Below are 24,937 nucleotides of genomic sequence, written 5' to 3'. Positions count from 1 at the left end.
AGAAGGTTTCTCACAAGGCTAGATCCTCAGGTGTGAATGTCATCTTGAATGAACGATACGGAGCGAAATCGCTCGGCTTCATTCCCTGCATTTCTGTCAAACGTCCAATATTCTTGACCGCCGCTACAGTAGAAGCGTCAAACGGGCCATCACCGCTGGACTTGACCACGCTGACCGAAGTCACCGTGCCGTCCGGCAACATGCCGATCTGCAACACAACTGTCATGCCTTTGCGTGCCGAAGGAGGACGAGCCCACCCTTCCGCTGCCCGAGCACGAATCAGATCATCGAAACTGCCGGCGACTTCGTCACCCTGCTCATCCGCCAAGGCCTGCTGACGCTGCGGCGTGTCGGAAAGCAAATCTGCCAGGGCCTGAGCCTTTTTATCCTCGGTAGATTTACGTGCCGCATCCTGCGCTTTCTTCTTCGCAGCATCGGCAGCAGCTTTCTTCTTCGCTTCGTCGGCGACTTTCTTCTTCGCCTCTTCAGCTTCGGATTTCTTCTTGGCGTCGTCCGCGGCTTTCTTTTTCGCGTCCTCGACAATCTTTTTCTTCGCTTCTTCAGCGGCCGCTTTCTTGGCCTCTTCTTCAGCAGCCTTTTTGGCTTCTTCTTCAGATTTCTTCTTGGCTATATCAGCCAATTGTTTCTCTTCAGCCTTTTTGGCTTCGGCGGTCTTCTTCGCTTCGTCGGCTTTCTTGGCTTCATCAGCCTTTTTAGCTTCCTCAGACTTCTTCGACTCGTCGGCCTTCTTGGCTTCCTCGGCTTTTTGAGCCGCTTCTTCTTTCTTTTGTTCCGCAGCCTTCACCGCTTCCTGCTCGACCTTTTTCTGTTCCATCTGTTCGACTTCGGTCTGGCGCGCAGCAGACTTCTGCGCTTCACCCGCAATCTTCTGATTGGTCTGGGTGGTCGCCCGACTTTTCGATTTCAGCTGGTACAGGGTCGCCTGGACAATCGGCTTGGCCGGCGGCAACTCAGGCGTCATGGCGAAGCTGACAAACAGCATGCCGAAAACCAGCACGTGCAAGCCAATCGCCCAGACACTAGGCCAGAAGTAGCTTTCCGAGGCTGTTGGCTCTCGTTGTTGCTGCATCAGGGCGCCTCGGTAATCAGGCCAACATTACCGACGCCGGCTTTCTGCAGCCCGCCCATGGCGCCCATGACCGAACCGTAGTCGACGGTCTTGTCGCCACGAATGAAGACTTGGGTGCGCTTGCCGTTGTCGTTGCCGGCGCTGATGATTTTGGTCACCGCGCTGGTCATCTGCGGCAAGGTCATCGCCTTGTCCTGCTGCTTTTCGGTGTCGACTTCGCTGCCAAGGTTCCAGTAATAGGTCTTGTCAGACTTGATCGAAATGGTCAGGACCTGAGTGTTGTTGTCCTGCGGCAAGGCTTCGCTGGAAACCTTGGGCAGATCAACTTTCACGCCCTGATTGAGCATCGGCGCGGTCACCATGAAGATGACCAGCAGTACCAGCATCACGTCGATGTAAGGCACCACGTTCATCTCGGCAACCGGCTTGCGCTTTTTGCGAGCTCGAGCGATTAAAGCCATTGGAAATTACCTGCTTATTCTTCGCTGGTGTGCACTTTGCGGTGCAGGATCGCCTGGAATTCGTCGGCGAAGGTGTAGTAACGGCCCAGCAAGGTTTCGCTGCGTGCAGCAAAACGGTTGTAAGCGATAACGGCCGGGATGGCCGCGAACAGGCCGATCGCGGTGGCGATCAGTGCTTCGGCAATACCTGGAGCTACGGTGGCCAGGGTCGCCTGTTGGGCAGTGGCCAGACCACGGAAGGAGTTCATGATCCCCCAGACCGTACCGAACAGGCCGATATACGGGCTGACGGAACCGACGGTGGCGAGGAATGGCAGGCTCTGTTCGAGCTTTTCTTCTTCGCGGGAAATCGCCACGCGCATGGCACGGGCCACGCCTTCCATGACCGCTTCCGGGTCAACGCCTGGCTGCTGGCGCAGACGGGAGAATTCCTTGAAACCGGCACGGAAGATCTGCTCGACGCCCGAATCCGGATCAGGGTTGCTGCCTGCCTGACGGTAGAGTTTGGACAGGTCGATACCCGACCAGAAGCGCTCTTCAAAGCTCTCCAGGGCACGTCGACCGGCGCGCAGCAAGTTGCTGCGCTGAAAGATCATGATCCATGAGGTCACCGATGCGGCTACCAGAATCAGCATTACCAACTGCACCACGACGCTGGCATTGCTGACCAGGCTCCACATGGAGGAATGGTCGACGACGTTAGCTTCCACGCTTTATCTCCTGCTTTGAGTGTTTACCCGCGCCGCTCACGTCGGCAAAGGCCGCACGTAGAGCTTCGGGAATGGCCCGGGGTTTCAAACTGTCAGTGCGCACACAGGCCACCAAAAACTGCCCTTCGCAGAGCAGCACATTATCCGTAGCCCGCCTGACCTGCTGTTTAAAGCGCAGGCTGGCACGGTTCAATTCGATTACTTCAGCGCTTACCGTCAGTTCGTCGTCCAGTCGCGCCGGCGCGTGATATCGCGCTTCGCTGGAATGCACGACGAACAACAGGTCCTCCCCTGCCAGCTGGGATTGGGCAAAGCCCAGTTCCCGGAGCCGCTCGGTTCGAGCCCGTTCCATAAACTTGAGGTAATTAACGTAATACACGATGCCGCCCGCATCGGTGTCCTCGTAATAAACGCGACAACGAAATGCGGAAGGCTCAAGCCCGTTTTGCGCGCGCATACTCTAGTGCTTACTCCTCAGGTTGCCAATCCAGCCAGGCAACTGTTTTTCATTGTTTATGCAGCTTTCCAGCGAAAGATTCGTCATGTGAGCCCCTAGGACCACACAAACGCTCAATCGATCAGCCCGCAAAGGTGATTAATCGTCTACTGCATCGAGGAACTCGTCTACTACGGGCATCTCGCCCAATCGTGACGGGATGTTTAAACCGAAGTGCAGATACGCGTGTCGAGTGACCACCCGCCCCCGCGGAGTGCGCATGATATAGCCCTGCTGAATCAGGTACGGCTCCAGCACATCTTCAATGGTGTGGCGCTCTTCACTGATCGCCGCGGCCAGACTGTCGACGCCGACCGGGCCGCCGTCAAACTTCTCGATCATGGTCAGCAGCAAACGCCGGTCCTGATGATCGAAACCGCGCTCATCGACATCCAGCAAATTCAACGCGAGGTCGGCAATCGGCTTAGTGATGTGGCCCTTGGCGCGCACTTCGGCGAAATCGCGCACGCGACGCAGCAAGCGGTTGGCGATTCGCGGCGTGCCGCGGGCGCGACGGGCGATTTCGAAGGCGCCCTCCGGGTCCAGCGGCAGCCCGAGAATGCTCGCCGAACGGCTGACAATCGTCGCCAGGTCGGCGGTGCTGTAGAACTCCAGACGCTGGACGATACCAAAACGGTCGCGCAACGGGTTGGTCAGCATGCCCGCGCGGGTGGTCGCGCCGACCAGAGTGAACGGCGGCAAATCCAGTTTGATCGAACGCGCGGCCGGCCCTTCGCCGATCATGATGTCGAGCTGGAAATCTTCCATCGCCGGGTACAGCACTTCTTCGACGATCGGCGACAACCGATGGATTTCGTCGATGAACAACACGTCATGCGGCTCAAGATTGGTCAGCAGCGCGGCGAGATCGCCCGGGCGCTCAAGGACCGGCCCCGAAGTGCTTTTGATCGACACGCCCATTTCCTGAGCGATGATGTTGGCCAGCGTGGTTTTACCCAAGCCCGGCGGGCCGAAGATCAACGTGTGGTCCAGCGATTCACTGCGCCCGCGAGCGGCCTGGATGAACAACTCCATTTGCTCGCGAACGGTGGGCTGGCCAATGTATTCGGCCAGGCTGAGGGGACGAATCGCCCGGTCCTGAACTTCCTCGCGATCACGAGGGCCCGGCGTGGCGGCAATCAGACGATCAGCTTCAATCACTTAAATCATTCCCTTCAGGGCACGGCGAATCAGATCTTCACTGCTCAAACCTTTCTCCTTGATCGAGGTAATCGCCTTGCTGGCTTCCTGCGGCTTGTAGCCCAGGGAGACCAGCGCGCTGATCGCATCACTCTCGGCGGTGACTGCCGGTGCTGGCGCATCCGGCCCTCCCGGCTGGTTCGGCACCAGTGCAAACATCGCCGGCACGGTTTCCCAGGCTTTGAACCGGTCCTTGAGTTCGACCAGTAAACGCTCGGCAGTCTTCTTGCCGACACCCGGCACCTTGGTCAACGCCGAGGTGTCCTGGGACTGCACGCAACGCACCAGCTCATCGACTTCCAGACTCGACATCAGCGCCAAGGCCAATTTCGGCCCTACACCATTGAGACGGATCAACTCGCGAAAAAAGTCTCGCTCACGCTTGCCGTAGAAGCCATAGAGTAACTGCGCGTCCTCGCGTACGACTAAATGGGTGTGCAACGTCAGCGGTTCACCGACCGACGGCAAGCGATACAGCGTGGTCATGGGCACTTCCAGCTCATACCCGAGGCCGTTTACATCCAGAATCAGGTGCGGCGGCTGTTTCTCAGCCAGGGTGCCGCGCAAGCGTCCAATCACGTTTCAGATCCTTGAGCGTTGGCCAGCCAGGTGCTGGCGACTGACAGGACCAGGGTTTGGCGCCGACGACACAGGCGCAAAACCCTCATCCCGTAAAAATGATTGCTGATGCTATCAGAGACGCAGGCGCCCGCCACGACTGCGTGCAGTCCCGAGGCCATGCGGCAGCAGACTGGAACGGGTGTGCGCGTGACAAATGGCGATTGCCAGCGCATCCGAGGCATCGATTTGCGGTTTGCTGGTGAGTTTGAGCATGTGCATGACCATCATCTGCACCTGCTCTTTATTCGCCGCGCCGGTGCCGGTGACCGCTTGCTTGACCTGGGTCGCGGTGTACTCGGCGATTTCCAGGCTTTCTTCGGCGCCAGCAACAATGGCCGCGCCGCGCGCCTGACCAAGTTTCAGCGCAGAGTCGGCGTTACGCGCCATGAAGACTTTTTCGATGCCCATGGTTGTCGGGCCGTAGGTCTGGATCACTTCGCGCACGCCGCGATAGACGATTTGCAGGCGTTCATGCAGCTCGCCGGAACCGGTGCGAATGCACCCCGACGCCACGTAAACGCAGCCGCGCCCGGTATCGCGTACCACGCCGTAACCGGTAATGCGCGAACCGGGGTCGATACCAAGGATTAAAGTCATAACGCCTGCGGGTTCAGTAAAAGCACGGTATTCAATACACGAATAACAAATGTGGGAGCGAGCTTGCTCGCGAAAGCGGTTTCATATTCAGCAACGATGCTGCCTGAAATCCGCGCTCGCGAGCAGGCTCGCTCCCACAGGGGATCTTACTCGCCCTCAACCCAGTTGCGCGGCAACCGATTCCGGGATATCGGCATTGGAATAAACGTTCTGCACGTCATCCAGGTCTTCAAGCATGTCGATCAGCTTGAGCACTTTCTCCGCGCCTTCCAGATCCAGTTCGGCACTGGTGGTCGGCAGCATCACGATTTCCGCGTCGTCACCTTTGAAACCCGCTGCTTCCAGCGCGTTACGCACCGAATAGAAACCGGCGAACGAGGTAAACACCTCAATCGAACCGTCTTCGTGGGTGACCACGTCGTCGGCGTCGGCTTCCATCGCGGCTTCCATCAGCGCGTCTTCATCGATGCCCGGCGCGAAGGAAATCTGCCCTTTGCGTTCGAACAGATAAGCCACCGAGCCGTCGGTGCCAAGGTTGCCGCCACACTTGCTGAACGCATGGCGCACCGCCGCTGCGGTGCGATTGCGGTTGTCGGTCATGCATTCGACCATCACCGCCACGCCGCCCGGGCCGTAGCCTTCGTAGGTCAGTTCGACCATGTCGTCGGTATCGGCAGCGCCGGCACCGCGCGCGACCGCGCGATCAATGATGTCGCGGCTCATGTTGGCGCCGAGGGCTTTATCCAGCGCCAGACGCAGGCGCGGGTTGGAGCCCGGATCGCCGCCACCCTGACGGGCCGCAACCGTCAGTTCACGAATCCACTTGGTGAAAATCTTGCCCTTCTTGGCATCCTGACGTTCTTTGCGGTGCTTGATGTTCGCCCACTTCGAATGACCCGCCATAACTCGCTCCGAATTCTCTTTGAAACATTGCCCGCCGCGCATCAGCGCCGGCCAGCAAAAAAAAATCTCGACCTAAAGAAAAGGCGCATCCCATGAGGATGCGCCTTCAGGGTCAGCCTTACTCAGCCCGGCCTTATTCAGCCTTAGGCGTTTCGCGCAAACGAATGTGCAATTCGCGCAATGCCTTGGCGTCGACAGCGCCCGGTGCCTGAGTCATGACGTCAGCCGCGCTCTGGGTTTTCGGGAACGCGATCACTTCACGGATCGACTGCGCGCCGGTCATCAGCATCACCAGACGGTCGAGGCCGAAAGCCAGGCCACCGTGCGGCGGCGCGCCGTATTTCAGGGCGTCGAGCAGGAAGCCGAATTTCTCTTCCTGTTCCGCTTCATTGATACCCAACAGACGGAACACGGTCTGCTGCATTTCCTTGCGGTGGATACGGATCGAACCGCCACCCAGCTCGGTGCCGTTCAGAACCATGTCGTAGGCGCGGGACAGTGCGGTCGCCGGGTTGGCTTCCAGTTCCTGCGGCGTGCACTTCGGTGCGGTGAACGGGTGGTGCAAGGCAGTGAAGCTGCCGTCGTCGTTCTCTTCGAACATCGGGAAGTCGACAACCCACATCGGCACCCACTTGCAGGTCAGCAGGTTCAGGTCGTTACCCACCTTGATCCGCAGCGCGCCGAGGGCTTCGCTGACGATCTTGGCTTTGTCGGCACCGAAGAACACGATGTCGCCGTCAACCGCGCCAACGCGATCGAGGATCACATTGAGGTTGGCTTCAGGAATGTTCTTGACGATCGGCGACTGCAGGCCTTCGACGCCTTTGGCGCGCTCGTTGACCTTGATGTACGCCAGGCCCTTGGCACCGTAGATGCCGACAAACTTGGTGTAGTCGTCGATCTGCTTGCGCGGCATGCTCGCAGCGCCTGGAACGCGCAGTGCGGCAATCCGGCACTTCGGATCGTTAGCCGGGCCGCTGAAGACTTTGAAATCGACTTCTTTGAGCTGGTCGGCAACGTCTACCAGTTCCAGCGGGTTACGCAGGTCTGGCTTGTCGGAACCGTAACGGCGCATGGCTTCTTCGAATGTCATGTGCGGGAATTCGCCGAATTCCAGATCCAGCACTTCCTTGAACAGGTTGCGGATCATTTTTTCGGTGATGGCCATGATCTCTTTTTCATCGAGGAAACTGGTCTCGATGTCGATCTGGGTGAATTCCGGCTGACGGTCAGCGCGCAGGTCTTCGTCACGGAAGCACTTGGCAATCTGGTAGTAGCGGTCGAAGCCGGCGACCATCAGCAGTTGCTTGAACAGCTGTGGCGATTGCGGCAACGCAAAGAACGAACCGGCGTGAGTGCGGCTCGGCACCAGGTAGTCGCGAGCGCCTTCCGGGGTTGCGCGAGTCAGGATCGGCGTCTCGACGTCGAGGAAGCCGTTTTCGTCGAGGAAGCGACGGATGCTGGTGGTCATGCGCGAACGCAGACGCAGCTTCTCGAGCATTTCCGGGCGACGCAGGTCGAGGAAGCGATAACGCAGGCGGGTTTCTTCGCCAACGTCGGAGAACTCGTTGAGCGGGAACGGCGGGGTTTCCGCTTCGTTCAGCACTTCCAGTTCGTAGCCCAGCACTTCGATCATGCCCGACGCCATATTGGCGTTGGTCGCACCGGCCGGACGCAGACGCACCTTGCCGGTGACCTTGACTACGTACTCGCTGCGCACGCGGTCGGCGGCGGCGAAGGTTTCAGCGCGGTCCGGGTCGAACACCACTTGGGCCAGACCGTCACGATCACGGATATCGAGGAAAATCACCCCACCGTGGTCACGGCGACGGTGAACCCATCCGCAAAGGGTAATTTCCTGGCCTTCCAGGGCTTCGTTCAGTTGGCCGCAATAATGGCTGCGCATCATGGTAGTGGTTTCACTTCTCGTAATTCGAAATTCGGTTGGAGGTCGTGCTCACGGCAGTTGCCAGATGATGCAAGAGCTCACGCGTGTCGTTCAACAGGTTGCAAACCTAGTCAGCCTTGTCGCCGCCGGCCAGGTTTTTCTTCGAACCGGTCTTGAAGTCGGTTTCGTACCAACCGGTGCCGCTGAGGCGGAAACCCGGCATGGACAGCATCTTCTTCAGCTCTGGTGCCTGGCACGCAGGGCAGTCGACCAGCGGTGCTGCGCTGATCTTTTGAATGGCTTCCAACTGATGACCACAGGAAGCACATTGATAGTCGTACATCGGCATGGGGTTGTCTCGGTGATCAGATTGCTACCGCAAACGCAGGGTTTTGCGGCAAAGAGCGGGATTATATCGATTAAATGCGGCCTGTGCAGCCGTAAGACTGCACAGACCGACACTGCGCCCGTTTCAACCGCAAACCGGCTTATCCACACCTCACTTCAAGCTGTGGACGACGCAGACCACGCGCACCAGCCCGGTGAAATTCTTCACCCCGCCGTGACGCAAATGCACCTCGCGGTCCACGTGCGACAACAAGGTACTCACCGAGCAGCCGTTGAGGGTGGCCATTTCGCCCAGAATGTCCCAATAGACCTGCTCGAGCCGCAGGCAGGTCGCAAAACCGTTCAAGCGTACCGACCGCGATAACGGCCGGGCCAGGCCCATATCAAATTCACTGACAAACGGGTCAATCTTTATCGCCGGTTGCGCGACAAACCTCCACTCGCGCTCACTTTGTCCATAAACCATAGCGCTGACACTCCTTTGCCATCCGTGGTTTTCATCAGATCAGTTCTCCTGAATCCTTATAAAAACGCAGGCGCAAAGTTATAGCCAGATGACTTTATGACCATCGACGTAGGATAAGCCAACAAATGGGGGAGGATCCTGGACACGGTCCTAGGCCGGACAGTTTCCTACAGCAGCGCGGCGACTTTCCGCAGCCAAATAGAGATTCCGGCTACAGGAACAGCGGTGCACGAACAACGCCGCTGGCGTCATCCGCGCACCTTCGCACTTAGTGATCCAGCAGCGAACGGAGCATCCACGCGGTTTTTTCGTGGACTTGCATACGCTGGGTCAGCAGGTCGGCCGTGGGCTCGTCACTGACTTTGTCCAGCAGCGGGAAGATCCCGCGCGCGGTGCGGGTGACCGCTTCTTGCCCGTCGACCAGTTGCTTGATCATGTCTTCGGCGCTCGGCACGCCTTCTTCTTCTTTAATAGAAGAAAGCCGCGCGTACACCGAATAGGCGCCAGGAGCCGGGAAGCCCAGCGCACGAATACGCTCGGCGATCGAATCGACGGCCAGCGCCAGCTCGTTGTATTGCTCTTCGAACATCAGGTGCAGGGTCCGAAACATCGGCCCGGTGACGTTCCAGTGGAAGTTGTGGGTTTTCAGGTACAACACGTAGGTGTCCGACAGCAGACGCGACAGCCCGTCGACGATGGACTTGCGATCCTCTTCACTGATACCGATATCGATTGCCATGCTTATCCCCTAAAGGTGATGAAATTCATCCGACAAGTGCTGGACCACTGTAGCAAGGCTGTCCACGCCATGCAGCCCCGGATAATTGCCCAGCCTGCGACAAATCGCCCAAGGGCCGCCGCCCGACTGCCTGATTTGAGTAGCCGCAGGCTTTGCTGTTAAATAGGCAGCGTGTCGTCATTCCCTTATTTTTCCGGGGGCCGGCGCATAGGCTGATAGCGGGTACGTGTCCACCGCCTCTTATTGTTCTGAAGCGAACCGTGCCTTGTCAGCTCTTCCTTGTGATCCGTCTTAACGTGAGTCAATCAAAATGTTGAAAATCGTCCACCTGCTAATGGGCGCAGCAGCTTTGCTGCTGTCCTTCATCCCTAGCCTGCAATCCGAAGCGGTACCTTACCTGCAACAACCCGATGCACTTTACCTGGCCTTTTTCGGCCTGCTCAATCTGACCCTCGCGCCGGTTATCCCTTACTGGAACAAAGGTCCTCGCCACCAACTGCAAAACCTCGTCAGCGCTCTGCTGGTCCTGGCTGTGGTGCTGCAAACCCTGACACTGATCGCGCCGATGCCGGTTATTGCCGGTCAGCCTGCGGTGCTGTTCAGCCTCGTTGTTACCCTGGTTGCCGTGTTCCTGCACTTGGCCATCAGCTTCTACAAATCGTCACCGGCCGCCTCCTCGCCAAGCTATGACATGAGCAACCGCGATACCGGCACCGTCAAGTGGTTCAACACCTCCAAAGGCTTCGGCTTTATCTCGCGCGATTCGGGCGATGATATTTTCGTGCACTTTCGCGCCATTCGTGGCGAAGGCCACCGCGTTCTGGTCGAAGGCCAGCGCGTGGAGTTTTCGGTGATGAACCGCGACAAAGGCCTGCAAGCCGAAGACGTGATCGCCGCACTGCCCCGTCGCTGATCCCAAGCGATAAAAAAACCGCGAACAGCCTGGCTGTTCGCGGTTTTTTATTGCCCGGGGTTTGTCCGGCGTTCTCGCCTTCTTAACCCTTGCGTTCTTGACCCTTGCCTTATTAATAGTGCGGCGGTGGCGCCTCTTCTTCGGAGGACTCGAACTGCCCGGCCATTTCTTCCTGACGGCGCAGCAACGCCGACATTTGCAGTTGCAGGCGTTCGACCACGCGCTGCTGCGCCACCAGCACATCGTTCAATGACTGAATGGTGTCGTCCTGAAACGCCAAGCGGCTCTCCAGATCGTTGACGCGCTCTTCGAGGTTCATCGCTTACACGCTCCCTTCAGGTGACAACCAGGTGATTTGATCGGCAAGCACCGAGCGCAGCCGCTCGCGAATCGCTGCGACCTGCTCGGCGGTGTACGGCTTGGCCGGGTGCTTGCCCCAGACCGGCGCCGGCCACGCGGCATCGTCGCGCTTGCGCACAATCACATGCATGTGCAGTTGGCTGACCACGTTGCCCAGCGTCGCGACATTCATTTTGTCGGCGTCGAACAGGTCTTTGAGCATCTCCGCCAATGCGTTGGTTTCCTGCCAGAGCTGCTGCTGATCATCGACATCCAACTGAAACAACTCGCTGATATTTTCGCGGCGCGGCACCAGGATGAACCACGGGTAATTCGCTTCGTTGGACAGCAGCAGCCGGCAGAGAGGGAAATCACCGATGGGTAAAGTGTCTTGTTGAAGTTGTGAATCTAAAGCGAACACTGCGCGCACTCCCGCCTGGTTCATCAGTTTCAGCTTAGCGCCCCGGCTCCAAGGCCGCGCGCCAAGCGACAGGACGGCAGCATACCCGCGAATGCCCTGCCGCCGGAACCCGCGCCCCGCCATGAGACATTTTTACGGCGAACGCACCATTACAGAACCAGGCGCTCGGCGAAAACAGCCGAAGTGACTGACAAACGCTCACCCGCCCACCTCGCGCCTGTGGCCAAGCTGTATGAATTCGACACAGTGATTGAAATTTTCTGCACCAAAACCGCACATCGCGTCTACGCTGAGGCGGTCGGGGATCCGCCAACTACTCACTTCAGGGGTGAACCGGTAACGTTTTTCGTGGTCGCGCATTTTTCAGGGTGCAGCAACACCAGGTCATGCATGGCGTCAAGCGCAAACAAAACGCACTTGAAACCCCCGGTTTTATGAGGTTTTTGCAGGCACCAGCACAATTTCTTAAAAAAACAGCAACAGAATCCAGGTTTGAGCACGCTTGTTGCATTCACACCCATATCGCCTGAAAGCGTCCACTGGAAGTGGCAGCGTTCAGGCAAATAAAAACAGCGGCAGGGTTGCCCGATGGAGTTTCAGAGGTTGCGCCAGGGACTCTTTTTAGCGACGCCAAAGCTTTGAAAAACAACGTCGAAGTTGTTTGTCCGCTTGCGTCGAGGTTGTAAATTTGCGACATCTACACAGCTGTTTGCGACAGGGTCGTAAAGAAGCTGAAAGGATAGATGAGCAAGTATCGCCAACATTGTCGGCGTGATATAAGTTTGCGCCGACACAAAAAGAAAGAGCCGCCCAGATAATAAAACAGGTGGGACGGCAGTACTCTTCTAAAAACCAAAGGAGCAAATCACGATGCGCGTGATGAAGTGGAGCATAATCGCACTGGCTGTTTCAGCAGGCACCTCGCAGTTCGCAATCGCGTCCTCCCAGGACGAGTCCAAAGGCTTTATCGAAGATCAAAGTCTGAAAGCCAAGACCCGTATCCAGTACATGAACCGTGATTTCAAGAACGGTGCCGGTAACATCGCCAAAGGTGATGGCACCTTTGAAAGCGGCTATCGTCAGGACACTGGTATCAGCGAGCTGATCACTTACGAATCCGGTTTCACCCAAGGCACCATCGGCGTAGGCCTGGATGCAATGGTGATGGGTTCGGCGAAACTGGACGGTGGTTCGGGTCGTCGCGGTAATGGCCTGTTCGCTAACGACAGCGAGGGCAACCCGGAAAAGACTCAGTCCAAGTCCGGCGCAGCAGTGAAGTTCCGCCTCTCCGACACAACTCTGAAATACGGCCAGCAATTCGTTGCCAGCCCAGTATTTGCTACCGATGACAGCCGTCTGCTGCCAGAAGTCGCGACCGGTACTCTGATCACTTCCAAAGAGATCAAGAACCTGGAACTGAGCGCAGGTCGCTTCACCTCCCTGAGCAAGCAAACCGGCATGGGTCGTGACAGCATCGGCGGTCTCTCCGATGAAAACGGTTTTGGCGGCAAAGGCCTGACCAACATCAATATCTTCGGCGCCAGCTACGCCTTCACCGATAACTTCACCGGTGCAGTAGCGGCTTCCGACGCTGATGACTACTTCAAGAAGCAGTACATCAACCTGAACTACACCCTGCCGATCAACGAAGATCAGTCGCTGAACTTCGACTTCAACGGGTACAACACCAAAGGCGAGAAGCGCGGCGACCTGGTCGACGCAATCGGCGACGGCACCACCGGCGTAGACAACAAACTGTGGTCCCTGGCAGCTGCTTACAGCCTCGGCGCACACAAGTTCACCGTCGCTCACCAGCGCTCCAGCGGTGACAACGGCTACTACTACGGCGTTGACGGTAACGGCACGATCTTCGTAGCCAACTCCATTCAGATCTCCGACTTCGTGGGCCGCGACGAGCGCTCCTGGCAGGCTCGCTACGACCTGAACATGAAAACTTACGGCGTTCCTGGCCTGAGCTTCATGACCCGTTACGTAATGGGTGACAACATCAAGACCAACGGTCTGGGTGAAGGCAAGGAAAACGAGTGGAACGTTGAGTCCAAGTACGTATTCCAGGACGGTCCGGCAAAAGACCTGTCGATGCGTCTGCGTTTCGCCAACTACCGCTCGAACGGCGCGTACAGCGGCTACGCTCCTGACAACTACGACACCCGTCTGATCATTGAGTACCCGCTGACCATCCTGTAATCAGGATGTAAAACGGTCGTACTGTAGAGCTCTGCTCTGACAAAAACCGCTCACCTGTTTCAGGTGGGCGGTTTTTTTATGCGCGTTACAAGGCAACTTCGAAAGCAAGCTAACTAACTTCAACTAATAACATTAGCCAGCTATCTTTCCGGAAGTGCAGACATAAAAAAACCCAAGAGCCTTACCGACTCTTGGGCTGCCGCTTTTAAGTTGACTGAACGGCCAACTAAAAAAGCTGCTGGCCAAATTCAACAGACTTATTGCACTGGTGCTTCCTGAACCACGCGAATAACTCGCTGCGGAAACGGAATATCAATGCCGGCACTTTTCAGACGATCACGCGCCTGTTCGTTGAACATGAACATCACATCCCAGTAATCCGCAGTCTTCACCCACACACGCAGCGAAACAGTGATTGAGCTGTCACCCAACGTCGAGATAACGGCTTGCGGTGCCGGATCGGTCATCACGCGCTCATCGTTGGCCAGGTCGAGCAGCACTTGGCGGGCTTTCTGCAAGTCCGCTTCGTAGTCCACGCCGACATCGAACACAACTTTGCGGGTTGGCTGACGATTGGTGTTGGTGATGATGCCGTTCGACAGATTGCCGTTTGGCACGATGATGGTTTTGTTGTCGCCGGTGCGCAGCACTGTGTGGAAGATCTGAATGCTGTCGACCGTGCCGGACACGCCCTGGGCTTCGATCCAGTCACCAATGCGGAACGGACGGAACAACAGAATCAGCACGCCGCCCGCGAAGTTCGCCAGGCTGCCCTGCAATGCCAGGCCGATTGCCAGACCTGCGGCACCGATGGCGGCAACGAACGAGGTGGTCTCGACGCCGATCATCGATGCGACGCTGACAATCAGCAGCACTTTGAGAATGATGTTGGCCAGGCTGCTGATAAAACCTTGCAGCGCCAGGTCGGCGTTACGCAGGGCCAGCAGGCCGCCGAGTTTTTGCGTGACTTTGTTGATCAGCCACCAGCCGATGGCCAGGGTGATCACCGCCAGCAGCACACGGCTGCCGTATTCCATGATCATCGGGATCCAGGCCTGCGAGGCCTTTACCAAATGGTCCACTTCAGTATTCAAATCCATCTACTTTCTCCGGGGTCAGCACAATCCTGCTATGGCAGCGAGCCTGCGCGCGATGGCGCTGAGCCATTCAACACAGGTGTCGAATGCCACGACCTCATCGCGAGCAGGCTCACAGCCACAGGATTGTGTGTTGCGAGGGTCAGTCGCGGAAGTTGTTGAACTGCAGCGGCATGTCGAACGTCTTGGCGCGCAGGGCCGCGATGGCTTCCTGCAAATCGTCGCGCTTCTTGCCGGTGATCCGCACTTGCTCGCCCTGAATGGCGGCCTGGACCTTGAGCTTGGCGTCCTTGACGTGAGCGACGATTTTCTTCGCCAGCTCCTTGTCGATGCCTTCCTTGAGCACGGCTTCCTGCTTCATCAACTTGCCCGACGCATAAGCATCCTTGACCTCAAGGCACTGCACGTCGATCTTGCGCTTGACCAGCGCCAGCTTGAGGATTTCGATCATCGCTTCGAGCTGGAAATCGGCTTCAGCGGTCAGGTTGACGGTCAGCTCCTTTTCCTTGAACTCGAAAGTGCCCTTGCCTTTCAGGTCATAACGACGATCGAGTTCCTTGACGGCGTTCTCGACCGCGTTGGTGACTTCGTGTTTGTCCAGTTCGGATACCACGTCGAACGACGGCATGTAATTTCTCCAATAATCCGGTAAAAAAAGGCGCGCTCGATCACGATGGAGCGCGCTTGGCTTGCGGTTAAAATCGGGCTCATTATAACGGGTCTTTTCCAACCGATACTGCGAGCCTCTCATGCGTGCCTCAAACCGAGCAAAAAGCTGATGTCGACCACCTGGCATGTTCTCGGCGCCGGCAGCCTCGGCACGTTATGGGCCACCCGCCTGGCGCGCGCGGGGGTTGCGGTGCGTTTGATTGTGCGAGACGAAAATCGTTTAAACGCATATCACGCGGCGGGCGGCTTGACCCTGGTCGAGAACGGCAGCGCGAGCACCTACGCCGTGCCCGCTGAAACACCTGACGGCGACGCGCCGATCAGCCGCTTGCTGGTCGCCTGCAAAGCCTACGACGCCGAGCACGCCGTGGCGCAACTGGCGCCGCGCCTGACGGAGGGCGCCGAACTGATCCTGTTGCAGAACGGCCTCGGCAGTCAGGACGCCGTGGCGGCGCGCGTGCCGCAAGCGCGCTGCATCAGCGCGTCGAGCACTGAAGGCGCGTTTCGCGATGGCGATTGGCGCGTGGTGTTCGCCGGCCACGGTTACACCTGGCTCGGCGATGCCGGGCATCCGGTGGCGCCGATCTGGCTGGACGATTTGAACGCCGCCGGCATTCCCCACGAATGGAGCACCGAAATCCTCACGCGGCTGTGGCGCAAACTTGCGCTCAATTGCGCGATCAATCCGCTGACGGTGCTGCACGGTTGCCGCAACGGTGGGTTGCAGGACCATCATTGCGAAGTCGCCACGCTCTGCGTCGAGCTGACCGAGCTGCTCGAGCGCTGCGGTCAGCCCGCTGCTGCCGAGGATTTGCAGCAGGAAGTCGAACGGGTGATCCAGGCCACCGCCGCCAATTACTCGTCGATGTATCAGGATGTCGCCAATCAGCGCCGCACTGAAATCAGCTATCTGTTGGGCCATGTGTGCAAAGTCGCGGCGCGGCATCAGTTGAACCTGCCGCACCTCAATCAATTGCAGCAGCGCCTGATCACGCATCTGCACAGCCTTGGATTGCCCAGCGACTGAGCAGCGGCTACGCTGGCGACTTGTTCCCTTTCAGCGACGAACCTGATGCCATTGCGCCAGCGCCTCGAAAACCTTCCCGTCGGCCAGAAATTGCTGGCCGCTTTGCTGGTGCTGTTGATCACCGTGCTGCTGGTCGCCAACCTGACGTTTATCAGCGCCGCGTATTACATTTCCCAGGAAAGCATGGCGCCGCAGGCCCTGCAAACCATCGGCCGGCTGGTGTCGAATCCGAGTCTGGTGTCCGAAGCGTTGCAGTCGCCGCAAAGCGCCGACCGCCTGCTCAAGGAACTCAACAGTTATTCACCGTTGCGCGCCGCAGCACTGTACGACGGTAACGGCGAGCGTCTCGCGCAGTTGCAGCACGGCGACAAACTGAAGTTGCCGGAGCGCTATCGGCACATCGAAGCCTGGCAATCCACGGAGTTTCGCAGCAACCAGATCATCACCCTGCCCCGCCCCGGCACTCAGCCGGGGCATTTGCTGTTGGTGGCCAGCAGCGAATTGCCGATGGCGTTTTACACCGGCACCCTGACCGCGAGCCTCGGCATCCTGATCTTCAGTGTGCTGCTGTGGCTGGTGATTGCGCGGCAGATCAAACGCCTCATCACTCGACCGATTCATCAACTCGAAGAGCTGTCGCGCCAAGTCACCCGCGAAGAGAACTATGCGCTGCGCGCCTCTCGCGGCAACCACGACGAAATCGGCAGCCTCGCCGAGGCGTTCAACACCATGCTGTCGCGGATCGAGGCGCGCGAGCAGCAGCTCAAGCGCGCCCGCGATGAGTCGCAAGAGGCTTACGATCAGGCACAAGGTCTGGCAGAAGAAACCCGCCACACCAACCGCAAACTGGAACTGGAAGTGCAGGTGCGGAGCAAGATCGAGAAGAAACTCACCGGTTTCCAGAACTACCTCAACAGCATCATCGACTCGATGCCTTCGGCGCTGATCGCCCTCGATGAGCAGCTCTACGTCACGCAGTGGAATCAGGAGGCCAGCGCCCTGTCCGGCACGCGTCTGGACGAAGCGCTGAACCAGCCGATTTTCCTCGCGTTCGAACCGCTCAAGCCGTTTTTGCCGCAACTCAAGCAAACCGTCGAACAGCACACCGTGGCGAAAATCGAGCGCGTGACCTGGATCAAGGACGATGAAGCCAAGCATTACGCGCTGACGTTCTATCCGCTGATGGGCGGCGCCGGGCGTGGCGTGGTGATCCGCATCGATGACATCACCCAGCGCCTGTCGCTGGAGGAAATGATGGTGCAATCGGAAAAAATGCTTTCGGTCGGTGGCCTCGCCGCGGGCATGGCCCACGAAATCAATAACCCGCTGGGCGCGATCCTGCACAACGTGCAGAACATCCGCCGACGCCTGTCGCCGGAGCTGCCGAAAAACCTCGAACAAGCGGAACAGGTCGGCATTGAGCTGGAAACCGTCAATCAATACCTGCAAGCGCGGGAAGTCCCGCAATTGCTCGATGGCATCCAGCAGGCCGGCGCGCGGGCGGCAAAGATCGTCACGCACATGCTCAGTTTCAGCCGTCGCAGCACGCGGCAAATGGCCCCGTGTGACTTGCCGGCGCTGATCGACCAAGCCGTGGAAATCGCCGGAAACGACTTTGATCTGGCGATCGGTTTTGACTTCAAGGGCCAGGCGATCATTCGCCAGTTCGACCCCGCGCTCGGCCCGGTGCCCGGCACCGCCAACGAACTGGAACAAGTGCTGCTCAATCTGTTGAAAAACGCCGCGCAGGCGATTCACCAGCGTGAAGACGACAGCGAGCCGGGGCGGATTATTCTGCGGACCAAACTCAATCCGCCGTGGGCCGAGATTCAGGTCGAGGACAACGGCATCGGCATGAGCGAGAACGTGCGCAAACGCACCTTCGAGCCGTTTTTCACCACCAAGGAAATCGGCCAGGGCACCGGCCTCGGTTTGTCCGTTTCGTATTTCATCATCACCAACAACCACAAAGGTCAGATGGAAGTGCAATCGACCCTCGGCCAGGGCACTTGTTTTACTTTGCGCTTGCCGTTGGCGGGCACCCCGCTGGTCTCTCAAGAACTCAATCAGCTACCGAGGTAACCATGGGCTTTCGCTTGTCGAAGATTTACACCCGCACCGGCGACAAAGGCGAGACCGGCCTGGGCGATGGCCGCCGCGTGCCCAAGGATCACCCGCGCATCGAAGCGATTGGCGAGGTCGATACGTTGAACAGTCAGGTCGGCGTGTTGCTGGCCGGGTTGGCGGCGGAAAGCGCCGCGTATCCGGGTTTGAATGAAGTGATCGAGGTGCTGGCGCCGTGTCAGCATCGCTTGTTCGACCTCGGTGGTGAACTGGCGATGCCGGTTTACCAGGCGTTGAACGACGCGGAAATCGAGCGCCTGGAAGCGGCGATTGATCTATGGAACGAAGAGCTGGGGCCGCTGGAGAATTTCATTCTGCCGGGCGGTTCGGCGTTGATTGCGCAAGCACACGTGTGCCGAAGCCTGGCGCGCGGTGCCGAGCGCCGGTGTCAGCATTTGAATGCGGTAGAGCCGCTGACCGGGGTTGGGCTGGCGTATATCAATCGCTTGTCGGATTTGCTGTTTGTGGCGGCGCGGCTGATTGCCAAGCGCCAGGGGATCGCCGAGATATTGTGGCAACCGGCGGCGAAACCTAAGGTTTAGTCGGCGCCTTCGAGGACGCCTTCGCGGGCAAGCCTCGCTCCTACACGGTTTATGTTGTTCGCGGATGTTGTGAAAGACACAAATCCTGTAGGAGCGAGGATTGCCCGCGAAGAGGCCAGCCGCTAGACCAAAGAATCAGGCCAGAACGCGCGAATCCCCGCCACACCCTGCGCCCCTGCTTCCCAAGCCTTCTGCCGGTCCGCCGGGCCAACGCCACCCAACAAGAACACCGGTTTGCTGAAACCGGCGATCAGGCTTGCAGCCTGCTCCCAACCCAACGGCTGCGCATCCGGGTGAGTCTGGGTCGGTTGCACCGGCGACAATGTCACGAAGTCCACGCCCATTTGCTCGGCCAGCGCCAGTTCTTCTGCGTCATGGCAGGACGCCGCCAACCAGCGCGACGCCGGCAGCGGGCGGCCCTTCTGCGCATATTTGCGCAATTGCGCGGCGGTGATGTGCCAACCGGCGGACGGGAAATCGCCCAGCCATTCGAACGGTCCCTTGATCATCAACTGCGCTTTGCCGGCACACAGCCCCGCCGCGTCCACCGCCAAATCGCGATATTTCGGGTCGTAGCCGTTCGGCGCGCGCAGCTGAATCAGCTTGATGCCGCTGGCAATGGCTTTCTGGATGCCGCGCAGAAGTGCCGGGGTTTCCAGGTCTTCCGGGGTAATCAGGTACTCGGCCGGCAACCGCGCCGCGGCGACGATCGGCTGGTTGGCCGCAGGAAATTCGTAGTTGAGCAAATCGCGCTGGGCGACCCACTCCAACGGCTGACCTTCGACGCCATGCGGCTCACCGCTAAACGCCGAGACTTCCCACACATCCAGCAACACCTGCTTGTCCGGGTAGTCGTGTTGAACCTTGATCAGCGGTCGCGCGGCGCTGACGACAATGCCCAACTCTTCCTGCAGCTCGCGGGCCAGAGCGGTTTCGACCGACTCGTCAGCCTCGACTTTGCCACCGGGGAATTCCCACAAACCGCCCTGATGCTGAGTATCGGCACGGCGTGCAATCAAAATCTTGCCAGCGCTGTCACGGATGACGGCGGCGGCGACGTGAACTCGTTTCACTGCGTTACCTCCGCAAGACCGGCTTTCTGCCAGGCCTTGAAAAACGGCCATTGGTAAATGGTTTCAACATAAGCCTCGTCCGCCGCCGGCAACTTCACCCGGTAAGTGCGCAGACGCACGGCAATCGGCGCGAAAAACGCATCGGCCAGCGAGGCAGGGCCAAACAGGAACGGCCCGGTTTCACTCGCCACCGCGCGGCATTCTGCCCACAGCGCGAGCATGCGCTGGATTTCCGCTGCAACCTCTGGCGGCGTCGATGGCAGTGCCTGGTCGCGGCTCAAGTCGAACGGCATGTTGCTGCGCATCGCAAAAAATCCACTGTGCATTTGCGCACAGGCCGAACGGGCCTGGGCGCGGGCGGCGGTGTCTTTGGGCCAGAGGTTGGCCTCGGGGAATTGTTCAGCGAGGTATTCGGCGATGGCCAGCGAATCGGCGATCACGCCGTGCGCGGTTTTCAGCAGCGGCACTTTGCCGGTCGGCGAATGCTTGAGCACACGCTCGCGGGTGTCGGGCTGATTGAGTTTGATCAGTTCTTCGGTGTACGCAGCGCCGGTCAGGTCGAGCGCCAGGGCACCGCGCAGGGACCAGGAGGAATAGAGTTTGTCGCCGATGATCAGGTGCAGGCTCATGTTCGGGACCTTTTTGTTGAGGAATTCAGGGCCGGAATCTTTGGCGTCTGGTCGGGCCTCTTCGCGGGCAAGCCTCGCTCCTACAAGAGCGATGTCCTACCTGTAGGAGCGAGGCTTGCCCGCGAATGAGGCGCCGCGGTCTTACGTCCGGTACTCGGCGTTGATCTTCACGTACTCGTGGGACAGGTCGGTGGTCCAGATGGTTTCGCTGCAATCGCCGCGACCCAACTCGATCCGAATGGTGATTTCCTCCTGTTGCATCACCGCCGAGCCCTGGGCCTCGGTGTAGGTCTCGGCGCGCGCGCCACGGCTGGCAATGCACACGTCACCGAGGAACACATCGATCTTGCTCACGTCGAGGTTCGGCACACCGGCACGGCCGACGGCGGCGAGGATGCGCCCCCAGTTCGGATCGGAGGCGAACAGCGCGGTTTTGATCAGCGGCGAGTGCGCCACGGTGTAACCGACGTCGAGACATTCCTGGTGATTGCCGCCGCCATTGACTTCGACGGTGACAAACTTGGTCGCGCCTTCGCCATCACGCACGATGGCCTGGGCCACGTCCATGCACACTTCGAAAACCGCTTGTTTGAGCTTGGCGAACAGTTCGCCGCTGGCCGCAGTGATTTCCGGCAGCGCAGCCTGACCGGTGGCGATCAGCATGCAGCAGTCGTTGGTCGAGGTATCGCCGTCGATGGTGATGCGGTTGAACGACTTGTTGGCGCCGTCCAGCATCAGGTTTTGCAGCACATCACGGGAGACTTTGGCGTCAGTGGCGATGTAGCCGAGCATGGTTGCCATGTTCGGGCGGATCATCCCCGCGCCCTTGCTGATGCCGGTGACGGTGATGGTCACGCCGTCATGTTCGAACTGGCGGCTGGCGCCCTTCGGCAAGGTGTCGGTGGTCATGATGCCGGTGGCGGCGGCGGCCCAATTGTCTACCGACAGATCATCAAGCGCGGCTTGCAGTGCGCCTTCGATTTTCTCGACCGGCAGTGGCTCGCCGATGACGCCGGTGGAATACGGCAGCACCAGGCTGGCGTCGACGCCAGTCAGTTCAGCCAGTTTCGCGCAGGTGCGTGCGGCGGCGGCGAGGCCAGGTTCGCCGGTGCCAGCGTTGGCATTGCCGGTGTTGGTCAGCAGGTAACGCACCGGACCTTGCACGCGTTGCTTGGCCAAAATCACTGGCGCGGCGCAAAACGCGTTCAGGGTGAACACGCCCGCAACGGTCGAACCTTCGGCGCAGCGCATGACCACGACATCCTTGCGCCCAGGGCGCTTGATGCCGGCCGAGGCGATACCGAGTTCAAAACCGGCAACCGGGTGCAACGTTGGCAAAGGACCAAGACCAACAGCCATGAATGCGCTCCTTAATAAATGATGTCAGCACCGGCGCCGCAGCGTCGGCGTTCAAATGGCAAAACGCCGCGACGGCTGATGCCGGTCGCGGCGCGGGTATTTCAGCGATTGAAACGGGTTTTACTGGATCTGCCCGTGGCAATGCTTGAATTTCTTGCCCGAACCGCAGTAGCACAGTTCGTTACGGCCCAGCTTCTGATCGTTGCGCACCGGCGCGGTCGCGAGTGCGACATCGACCTCTTCACCGAGCAGTTCCGGTTGCTCGAGACCCGGCGGTTCGTCGTGCTGGAATTGCATGCGCGCCGCCAGTGCCTCGGCTTCTTCACGCAGACGTTGCTCTTCGGCTTCCGGATCTTCGCGGCGCACCTGAACGTGCGACAACACACGGATCGAGTCGCGCTTGATCGAATCCAGCAACTCGGAGAACAGCGTGTACGACTCGCGCTTGTACTCTTGCTTCGGGTTCTTCTGCGCATAACCACGCAAGTGGATGCCGTGACGCAGGTGATCCATGGTCGACAGGTGGTCTTTCCACAGATCATCAAGAACGCGCAGGACGATTTGCTTCTCGAAGGTGCGCAGCGCTTCGGCGCTTGCCGCTTCTTCTTTCTCGTTGTACGCCGCCAGCAGCTCGGTCATGAGCTTCTCGCGCAGGGTTTCTTCGTACAGGTGATCGTCTTCGTCGAGCCATTGCTGGATCGGCAACGCCACGCCGAAGTCGCTCTGCAACGCGGCTTCCAGACCGGCCACGTCCCACTGCTCTGGCAGCGATTGCGGTGGAATGTGCGCGCTGACCGTTGCGTTGAGCACGTCCTGACGGAAATCGGCGATGGTTTCGCCAATGTTGTCAGCGGCCAACAAACTGTTACGCATGTGATAAATCACTTTACGTTGTTCGTTGTTGACGTCATCGAACTCGAGCAGTTGTTTACGAATGTCGAAGTTGCGACCTTCAACCTTGCGCTGAGCCTTTTCGATGGCGTTGGTCACCATGCGGTGCTCGATCGCTTCACCGGACTGCATGCCCAGGGCCTTCATGAAGTTCTTCACCCGATCAGAGGCGAAGATGCGCATCAGGCTGTCTTCCAGCGACAGGTAGAAGCGGCTGGAACCGGCGTCACCCTGACGACCGGCACGACCACGCAACTGGTTGTCGATACGGCGCGATTCGTGACGCTCGGAAGCGATTACCTGCAGACCGCCGGATTCCAGCACTTGCTGGTGACGCTTCTGCCAATCGGCCTTGATCTGGGCAATCTGCTCAGGGGTCGGGTCTTCGAGCGAAGCCACTTCCACTTCCCAGTTACCGCCCAACAGAATGTCGGTACCGCGACCAGCCATGTTGGTGGCGATGGTCAATGCGCCTGGGCGACCGGCCTGGGCAATGATTTCGGCTTCTTTTTCGTGGAACTTGGCGTTCAGAACCTTGTGTTCGATGCCTTCTTTCTCAAGCAGGCGCGACATGTGTTCCGACGTTTCGATGGTTGCAGTACCCACCAGCACCGGACGGCCCTGGGTCATGCATTCCTTGATGTCGGCAACAATCGCCGCGTACTTCTCGTCGGCGGTGAGGAACACCAGGTCGTTGTAGTCTTTACGCGCCAGCGGCTTGTTCGGCGGGATAACCATCACCGACAGACCGTAGATCTGGTGGAATTCGAACGCTTCGGTGTCGGCAGTACCGGTCATGCCGGACAGCTTGTTGTACAGACGGAAGTAGTTCTGGAACGTGGTCGACGCCAAGGTCTGGCTTTCGGCCTGAATGTTCAGGTTTTCCTTGGCTTCGATGGCCTGGTGCAGGCCTTCGGACAGACGACGACCCGGCATGGTACGGCCGGTGTGTTCGTCGACCAGGACAACCTGACCGTCCTGCACGATGTATTCGATGTTGCGATGGAACAGTTTGTGCGCACGCAGACCGGCATACACGTGAGTCAGCAGGCCAAGGTTATGCGCCGAGTACAGGCTCTCGCCTTCGGCAAGCATGCCGACGCGGGTGAGCATGTCTTCGATGAACTGGTGACCGGCTTCGTTGAGTTCGACCTGACGGGTCTTCTCGTCAACGGTGTAGTGGCCAGCCTTGGTGACTTCGCCTTCAACTTCTTCGACGTGCAGTTCCAGTTGCGGGATCAGTTTGTTGATCTCGACGTACATCTTGGAGCTGTCTTCGGCCTGGCCGGAGATGATCAGCGGCGTACGGGCTTCGTCGATGAGAATCGAGTCGACTTCGTCGATCACGGCGAAATTGAGTTCGCGCTGGAATTTTTCTTCCATGCTGAACGCCATGTTGTCGCGCAGGTAGTCGAAACCGAATTCGTTGTTGGTGCCGTAGGTGATGTCCGCGGCGTAAGCCAGGCGCTTCTCTTCCGGCGGCTGGAATGGCGTGACCACACCGACCGACAGACCGAGGAATTCGTAGAGCGGACGCATCCAGTTGGCGTCACGACGAGCCAGGTAGTCGTTCACGGTTACTACGTGAACGCCCTTGCCGGACAGCGCGTTGAGGTAAACACCCAGTGTTGCCACCAGGGTCTTGCCTTCACCGGTACGCATTTCCGCGATCATGCCTTCATGCAAGGTCATGCCGCCGATCAACTGGACGTCAAAGTGACGCATACCCATGACACGTTTACCGGCTTCACGGGCGACCGCAAAGGCTTCTGGCAACAGCTTGTCGAGGGTTTCCCCTTTGGCGATGCGGGCCTTGAACTCATCTGTCTTGGCACGCAACTGATCGTCCGAAAGGGCCACCATTTGCTCTTCGAAGGCATTGACGAGTTGCACCGTCTTGAGCATGCGTTTGACTTCACGCTCGTTCTTGCTTCCAAAAAGTTTCTTTAACAAAGGCGCAAACATATCGGCAGGATCTTCCACACTAAAGGGATGGAGGGCGGCCCCGTGAGTCGCCCGAGCAGCCCTCATGGCCGCATGCGAACGAGCATTCTACCCGGAAACGAAGGTGAGGAAAGTGGCGTTGTTCCACGATGCATGCACTGCGCTGTTACGGGGCTCACTTA

25 protein-coding genes are annotated in these 24,937 nt (G+C 58.7%); 5 read left to right on the top strand and 20 right to left on the bottom strand.

Features of this window, described 5'->3' with window-relative positions; translation table 11 throughout:
- Nucleotides 1–10 precede the first annotated feature (10 nt).
- From tolA to BLU01_RS20105, 12 genes are all read right to left on the bottom strand, one after another.
- Complete coding sequence (gene tolA, locus BLU01_RS20160; protein WP_092278812.1) at nt 11–1,090, bottom strand: cell envelope integrity protein TolA; 1,080 nt, start codon at nt 1,088–1,090, stop codon at nt 11–13.
- Nucleotides 1,090–1,542: a protein TolR gene (gene tolR / locus BLU01_RS20155; protein WP_163914819.1), complete on the bottom strand. Its 453-nt coding sequence runs from the start codon at nt 1,540–1,542 to the stop codon at nt 1,090–1,092. Before tolR ends, tolA begins: the two co-directional genes overlap by 1 nt.
- 23 nt (nt 1,543–1,565) lie before the next feature.
- The gene (gene tolQ / locus BLU01_RS20150) at nt 1,566–2,261 is read right to left on the bottom strand and encodes a protein TolQ (protein WP_092278810.1); all 696 of its coding nucleotides are present in this window, start codon (nt 2,259–2,261) and stop codon (nt 1,566–1,568) included.
- Complete coding sequence (gene ybgC / locus BLU01_RS20145; RefSeq protein WP_092278807.1) at nt 2,251–2,718, bottom strand: tol-pal system-associated acyl-CoA thioesterase; 468 nt, start codon at nt 2,716–2,718, stop codon at nt 2,251–2,253. The genes tolQ and ybgC overlap by 11 nt, the downstream gene beginning before the upstream one ends.
- 138 nt (nt 2,719–2,856) lie before the next feature.
- Nucleotides 2,857–3,918, bottom strand: a complete 1,062-nt coding sequence (ruvB, locus tag BLU01_RS20140; protein WP_054044994.1) for a Holliday junction branch migration DNA helicase RuvB — start codon at nt 3,916–3,918, stop codon at nt 2,857–2,859.
- Nucleotides 3,919–4,536, bottom strand: a complete 618-nt coding sequence (gene ruvA / locus BLU01_RS20135) for a Holliday junction branch migration protein RuvA (protein WP_092278805.1) — start codon at nt 4,534–4,536, stop codon at nt 3,919–3,921. It abuts the gene before it with no gap.
- 114 nt (nt 4,537–4,650) lie between these two features.
- A complete protein-coding gene (gene ruvC / locus BLU01_RS20130) occupies nt 4,651–5,175 on the bottom strand; it encodes a crossover junction endodeoxyribonuclease RuvC (RefSeq protein WP_054044997.1) in 525 nt (174 codons plus the stop codon).
- A gap of 156 nt (nt 5,176–5,331) precedes the next feature.
- Nucleotides 5,332–6,078 carry a YebC/PmpR family DNA-binding transcriptional regulator gene (locus BLU01_RS20125; RefSeq protein ID WP_092278803.1) on the bottom strand — a complete coding sequence of 249 codons (747 nt, stop codon included), beginning with the start codon at nt 6,076–6,078 and terminating at the stop codon, nt 5,332–5,334.
- A gap of 133 nt (nt 6,079–6,211) precedes the next feature.
- Nucleotides 6,212–7,987 carry an aspartate--tRNA ligase gene (aspS, locus tag BLU01_RS20120; protein WP_092278801.1) on the bottom strand — a complete coding sequence of 592 codons (1,776 nt, stop codon included), beginning with the start codon at nt 7,985–7,987 and terminating at the stop codon, nt 6,212–6,214.
- A gap of 106 nt (nt 7,988–8,093) precedes the next feature.
- Nucleotides 8,094–8,315, bottom strand: a complete 222-nt coding sequence (locus BLU01_RS20115) for an FmdB family zinc ribbon protein (RefSeq protein ID WP_010457489.1) — start codon at nt 8,313–8,315, stop codon at nt 8,094–8,096.
- Nucleotides 8,316–8,465: 150 nt separating this feature from the next.
- On the bottom strand, nt 8,466–8,780 hold the full coding sequence (locus BLU01_RS20110; RefSeq protein ID WP_092278799.1) for a ribbon-helix-helix domain-containing protein: 315 nt from the start codon (nt 8,778–8,780) through the stop codon (nt 8,466–8,468).
- 268 nt (nt 8,781–9,048) lie between these two features.
- Nucleotides 9,049–9,519, bottom strand: a complete 471-nt coding sequence (locus BLU01_RS20105; RefSeq protein WP_092278797.1) for a Dps family protein — start codon at nt 9,517–9,519, stop codon at nt 9,049–9,051.
- 310 nt (nt 9,520–9,829) lie between these two features.
- Between BLU01_RS20105 and BLU01_RS28200 the strand changes: the two genes are divergently transcribed.
- Nucleotides 9,830–10,432, top strand: a complete 603-nt coding sequence (locus tag BLU01_RS28200; protein ID WP_092278795.1) for a cold-shock protein — start codon at nt 9,830–9,832, stop codon at nt 10,430–10,432.
- 112 nt (nt 10,433–10,544) lie between these two features.
- Here BLU01_RS28200 and BLU01_RS20095 read toward each other — a convergent pair whose 3' ends face one another.
- Nucleotides 10,545–10,751: a SlyX family protein gene (locus BLU01_RS20095; protein WP_092278793.1), complete on the bottom strand. Its 207-nt coding sequence runs from the start codon at nt 10,749–10,751 to the stop codon at nt 10,545–10,547.
- Nucleotides 10,752–10,754: 3 nt separating this feature from the next.
- Nucleotides 10,755–11,192 (bottom strand): HIT domain-containing protein, encoded by a 438-nt coding sequence (locus tag BLU01_RS20090; protein ID WP_092281676.1) that lies wholly within the window; start codon nt 11,190–11,192, stop codon nt 10,755–10,757.
- 870 nt (nt 11,193–12,062) lie between these two features.
- Between BLU01_RS20090 and BLU01_RS20085 the strand changes: the two genes are divergently transcribed.
- The gene (locus BLU01_RS20085; RefSeq protein WP_092278791.1) at nt 12,063–13,400 is read left to right on the top strand and encodes an OprD family porin; all 1,338 of its coding nucleotides are present in this window, start codon (nt 12,063–12,065) and stop codon (nt 13,398–13,400) included.
- 257 nt (nt 13,401–13,657) lie between these two features.
- Here BLU01_RS20085 and BLU01_RS20080 read toward each other — a convergent pair whose 3' ends face one another.
- Nucleotides 13,658–14,500, bottom strand: coding sequence for a mechanosensitive ion channel family protein (locus BLU01_RS20080; protein ID WP_092278789.1), 843 nt, complete (start codon nt 14,498–14,500; stop codon nt 13,658–13,660).
- Between the two features lie 139 nt (nt 14,501–14,639).
- A complete protein-coding gene (locus BLU01_RS20075; RefSeq protein WP_008029244.1) occupies nt 14,640–15,125 on the bottom strand; it encodes a YajQ family cyclic di-GMP-binding protein in 486 nt (161 codons plus the stop codon).
- A 150-nt stretch (nt 15,126–15,275) separates the two neighbouring features.
- Between BLU01_RS20075 and BLU01_RS20070 the strand changes: the two genes are divergently transcribed.
- Genes BLU01_RS20070 through BLU01_RS20060 form a run of 3 tightly spaced genes read left to right on the top strand, consistent with a single transcriptional unit; the run spans nt 15,276 to nt 18,859 of the window.
- Nucleotides 15,276–16,193: a putative 2-dehydropantoate 2-reductase gene (locus BLU01_RS20070; protein ID WP_092278787.1), complete on the top strand. Its 918-nt coding sequence runs from the start codon at nt 15,276–15,278 to the stop codon at nt 16,191–16,193.
- 45 nt (nt 16,194–16,238) lie between these two features.
- Nucleotides 16,239–18,275, top strand: coding sequence for a sensor histidine kinase (locus BLU01_RS20065; protein WP_092278785.1), 2,037 nt, complete (start codon nt 16,239–16,241; stop codon nt 18,273–18,275).
- Nucleotides 18,276–18,277: 2 nt separating this feature from the next.
- Nucleotides 18,278–18,859 (top strand): cob(I)yrinic acid a,c-diamide adenosyltransferase, encoded by a 582-nt coding sequence (locus BLU01_RS20060; protein ID WP_092278783.1) that lies wholly within the window; start codon nt 18,278–18,280, stop codon nt 18,857–18,859.
- 122 nt (nt 18,860–18,981) lie between these two features.
- Here BLU01_RS20060 and BLU01_RS20055 read toward each other — a convergent pair whose 3' ends face one another.
- The 4 genes from BLU01_RS20055 to secA form a co-directional block, all read right to left on the bottom strand.
- Nucleotides 18,982–19,932: a Nudix family hydrolase gene (locus BLU01_RS20055; RefSeq protein ID WP_092278781.1), complete on the bottom strand. Its 951-nt coding sequence runs from the start codon at nt 19,930–19,932 to the stop codon at nt 18,982–18,984.
- The gene (locus BLU01_RS20050; RefSeq protein WP_092278779.1) at nt 19,929–20,561 is read right to left on the bottom strand and encodes a glutathione S-transferase family protein; all 633 of its coding nucleotides are present in this window, start codon (nt 20,559–20,561) and stop codon (nt 19,929–19,931) included. Before BLU01_RS20050 ends, BLU01_RS20055 begins: the two co-directional genes overlap by 4 nt.
- Before the next feature lie 141 nt (nt 20,562–20,702).
- Nucleotides 20,703–21,920, bottom strand: coding sequence for a bifunctional glutamate N-acetyltransferase/amino-acid acetyltransferase ArgJ (argJ, locus tag BLU01_RS20045; protein WP_092278777.1), 1,218 nt, complete (start codon nt 21,918–21,920; stop codon nt 20,703–20,705).
- 120 nt (nt 21,921–22,040) lie between these two features.
- On the bottom strand, nt 22,041–24,776 hold the full coding sequence (gene secA, locus BLU01_RS20040) for a preprotein translocase subunit SecA (RefSeq protein ID WP_092278775.1): 2,736 nt from the start codon (nt 24,774–24,776) through the stop codon (nt 22,041–22,043).
- Between the last annotated feature and the right edge of the window lie 161 nt (nt 24,777–24,937).

Origin of the sequence: Pseudomonas prosekii (genome assembly GCF_900105155.1) — a bacterium.
Lineage (GTDB): Bacteria > Pseudomonadota > Gammaproteobacteria > Pseudomonadales > Pseudomonadaceae > Aquipseudomonas > Aquipseudomonas prosekii.
Note: the sequence above shows the minus strand (reverse complement) of the source record. Positions and strands in the feature narration are given on the sequence as shown.

What these genes read in the sequence shown, in the direction of transcription:
- BLU01_RS20065 (WP_092278785.1), top strand. Translation starts at nt 16,239, where the DNA reads ATGCCATTGCGCCAGCGCCTCGAAAACCTTCCCGTCGGCCAGAAATTG.
- ruvC (WP_054044997.1), bottom strand. Translation starts at nt 5,175, where the DNA reads ATGACTTTAATCCTTGGTATCGACCCCGGTTCGCGCATTACCGGTTAC.
- BLU01_RS28200 (WP_092278795.1), top strand. Translation starts at nt 9,830, where the DNA reads ATGTTGAAAATCGTCCACCTGCTAATGGGCGCAGCAGCTTTGCTGCTG.
- BLU01_RS20125 (WP_092278803.1), bottom strand. Translation starts at nt 6,078, where the DNA reads ATGGCGGGTCATTCGAAGTGGGCGAACATCAAGCACCGCAAAGAACGT.
- BLU01_RS20105 (WP_092278797.1), bottom strand. Translation starts at nt 9,519, where the DNA reads ATGGCAATCGATATCGGTATCAGTGAAGAGGATCGCAAGTCCATCGTC.
- secA (WP_092278775.1), bottom strand. Translation starts at nt 24,776, where the DNA reads ATGTTTGCGCCTTTGTTAAAGAAACTTTTTGGAAGCAAGAACGAGCGT.
- BLU01_RS20085 (WP_092278791.1), top strand. Translation starts at nt 12,063, where the DNA reads ATGCGCGTGATGAAGTGGAGCATAATCGCACTGGCTGTTTCAGCAGGC.
- BLU01_RS20095 (WP_092278793.1), bottom strand. Translation starts at nt 10,751, where the DNA reads ATGAACCTCGAAGAGCGCGTCAACGATCTGGAGAGCCGCTTGGCGTTT.
- argJ (WP_092278777.1), bottom strand. Translation starts at nt 21,920, where the DNA reads ATGGCTGTTGGTCTTGGTCCTTTGCCAACGTTGCACCCGGTTGCCGGT.
- BLU01_RS20075 (WP_008029244.1), bottom strand. Translation starts at nt 15,125, where the DNA reads ATGCCGTCGTTCGACGTGGTATCCGAACTGGACAAACACGAAGTCACC.
- BLU01_RS20070 (WP_092278787.1), top strand. Translation starts at nt 15,276, where the DNA reads ATGTCGACCACCTGGCATGTTCTCGGCGCCGGCAGCCTCGGCACGTTA.
- tolA (WP_092278812.1), bottom strand. Translation starts at nt 1,090, where the DNA reads ATGCAGCAACAACGAGAGCCAACAGCCTCGGAAAGCTACTTCTGGCCT.
- BLU01_RS20115 (WP_010457489.1), bottom strand. Translation starts at nt 8,315, where the DNA reads ATGCCGATGTACGACTATCAATGTGCTTCCTGTGGTCATCAGTTGGAA.
- BLU01_RS20060 (WP_092278783.1), top strand. Translation starts at nt 18,278, where the DNA reads ATGGGCTTTCGCTTGTCGAAGATTTACACCCGCACCGGCGACAAAGGC.
- BLU01_RS20110 (WP_092278799.1), bottom strand. Translation starts at nt 8,780, where the DNA reads ATGGTTTATGGACAAAGTGAGCGCGAGTGGAGGTTTGTCGCGCAACCG.
- aspS (WP_092278801.1), bottom strand. Translation starts at nt 7,987, where the DNA reads ATGATGCGCAGCCATTATTGCGGCCAACTGAACGAAGCCCTGGAAGGC.
- ybgC (WP_092278807.1), bottom strand. Translation starts at nt 2,718, where the DNA reads ATGCGCGCGCAAAACGGGCTTGAGCCTTCCGCATTTCGTTGTCGCGTT.
- BLU01_RS20080 (WP_092278789.1), bottom strand. Translation starts at nt 14,500, where the DNA reads ATGGATTTGAATACTGAAGTGGACCATTTGGTAAAGGCCTCGCAGGCC.
- BLU01_RS20050 (WP_092278779.1), bottom strand. Translation starts at nt 20,561, where the DNA reads ATGAGCCTGCACCTGATCATCGGCGACAAACTCTATTCCTCCTGGTCC.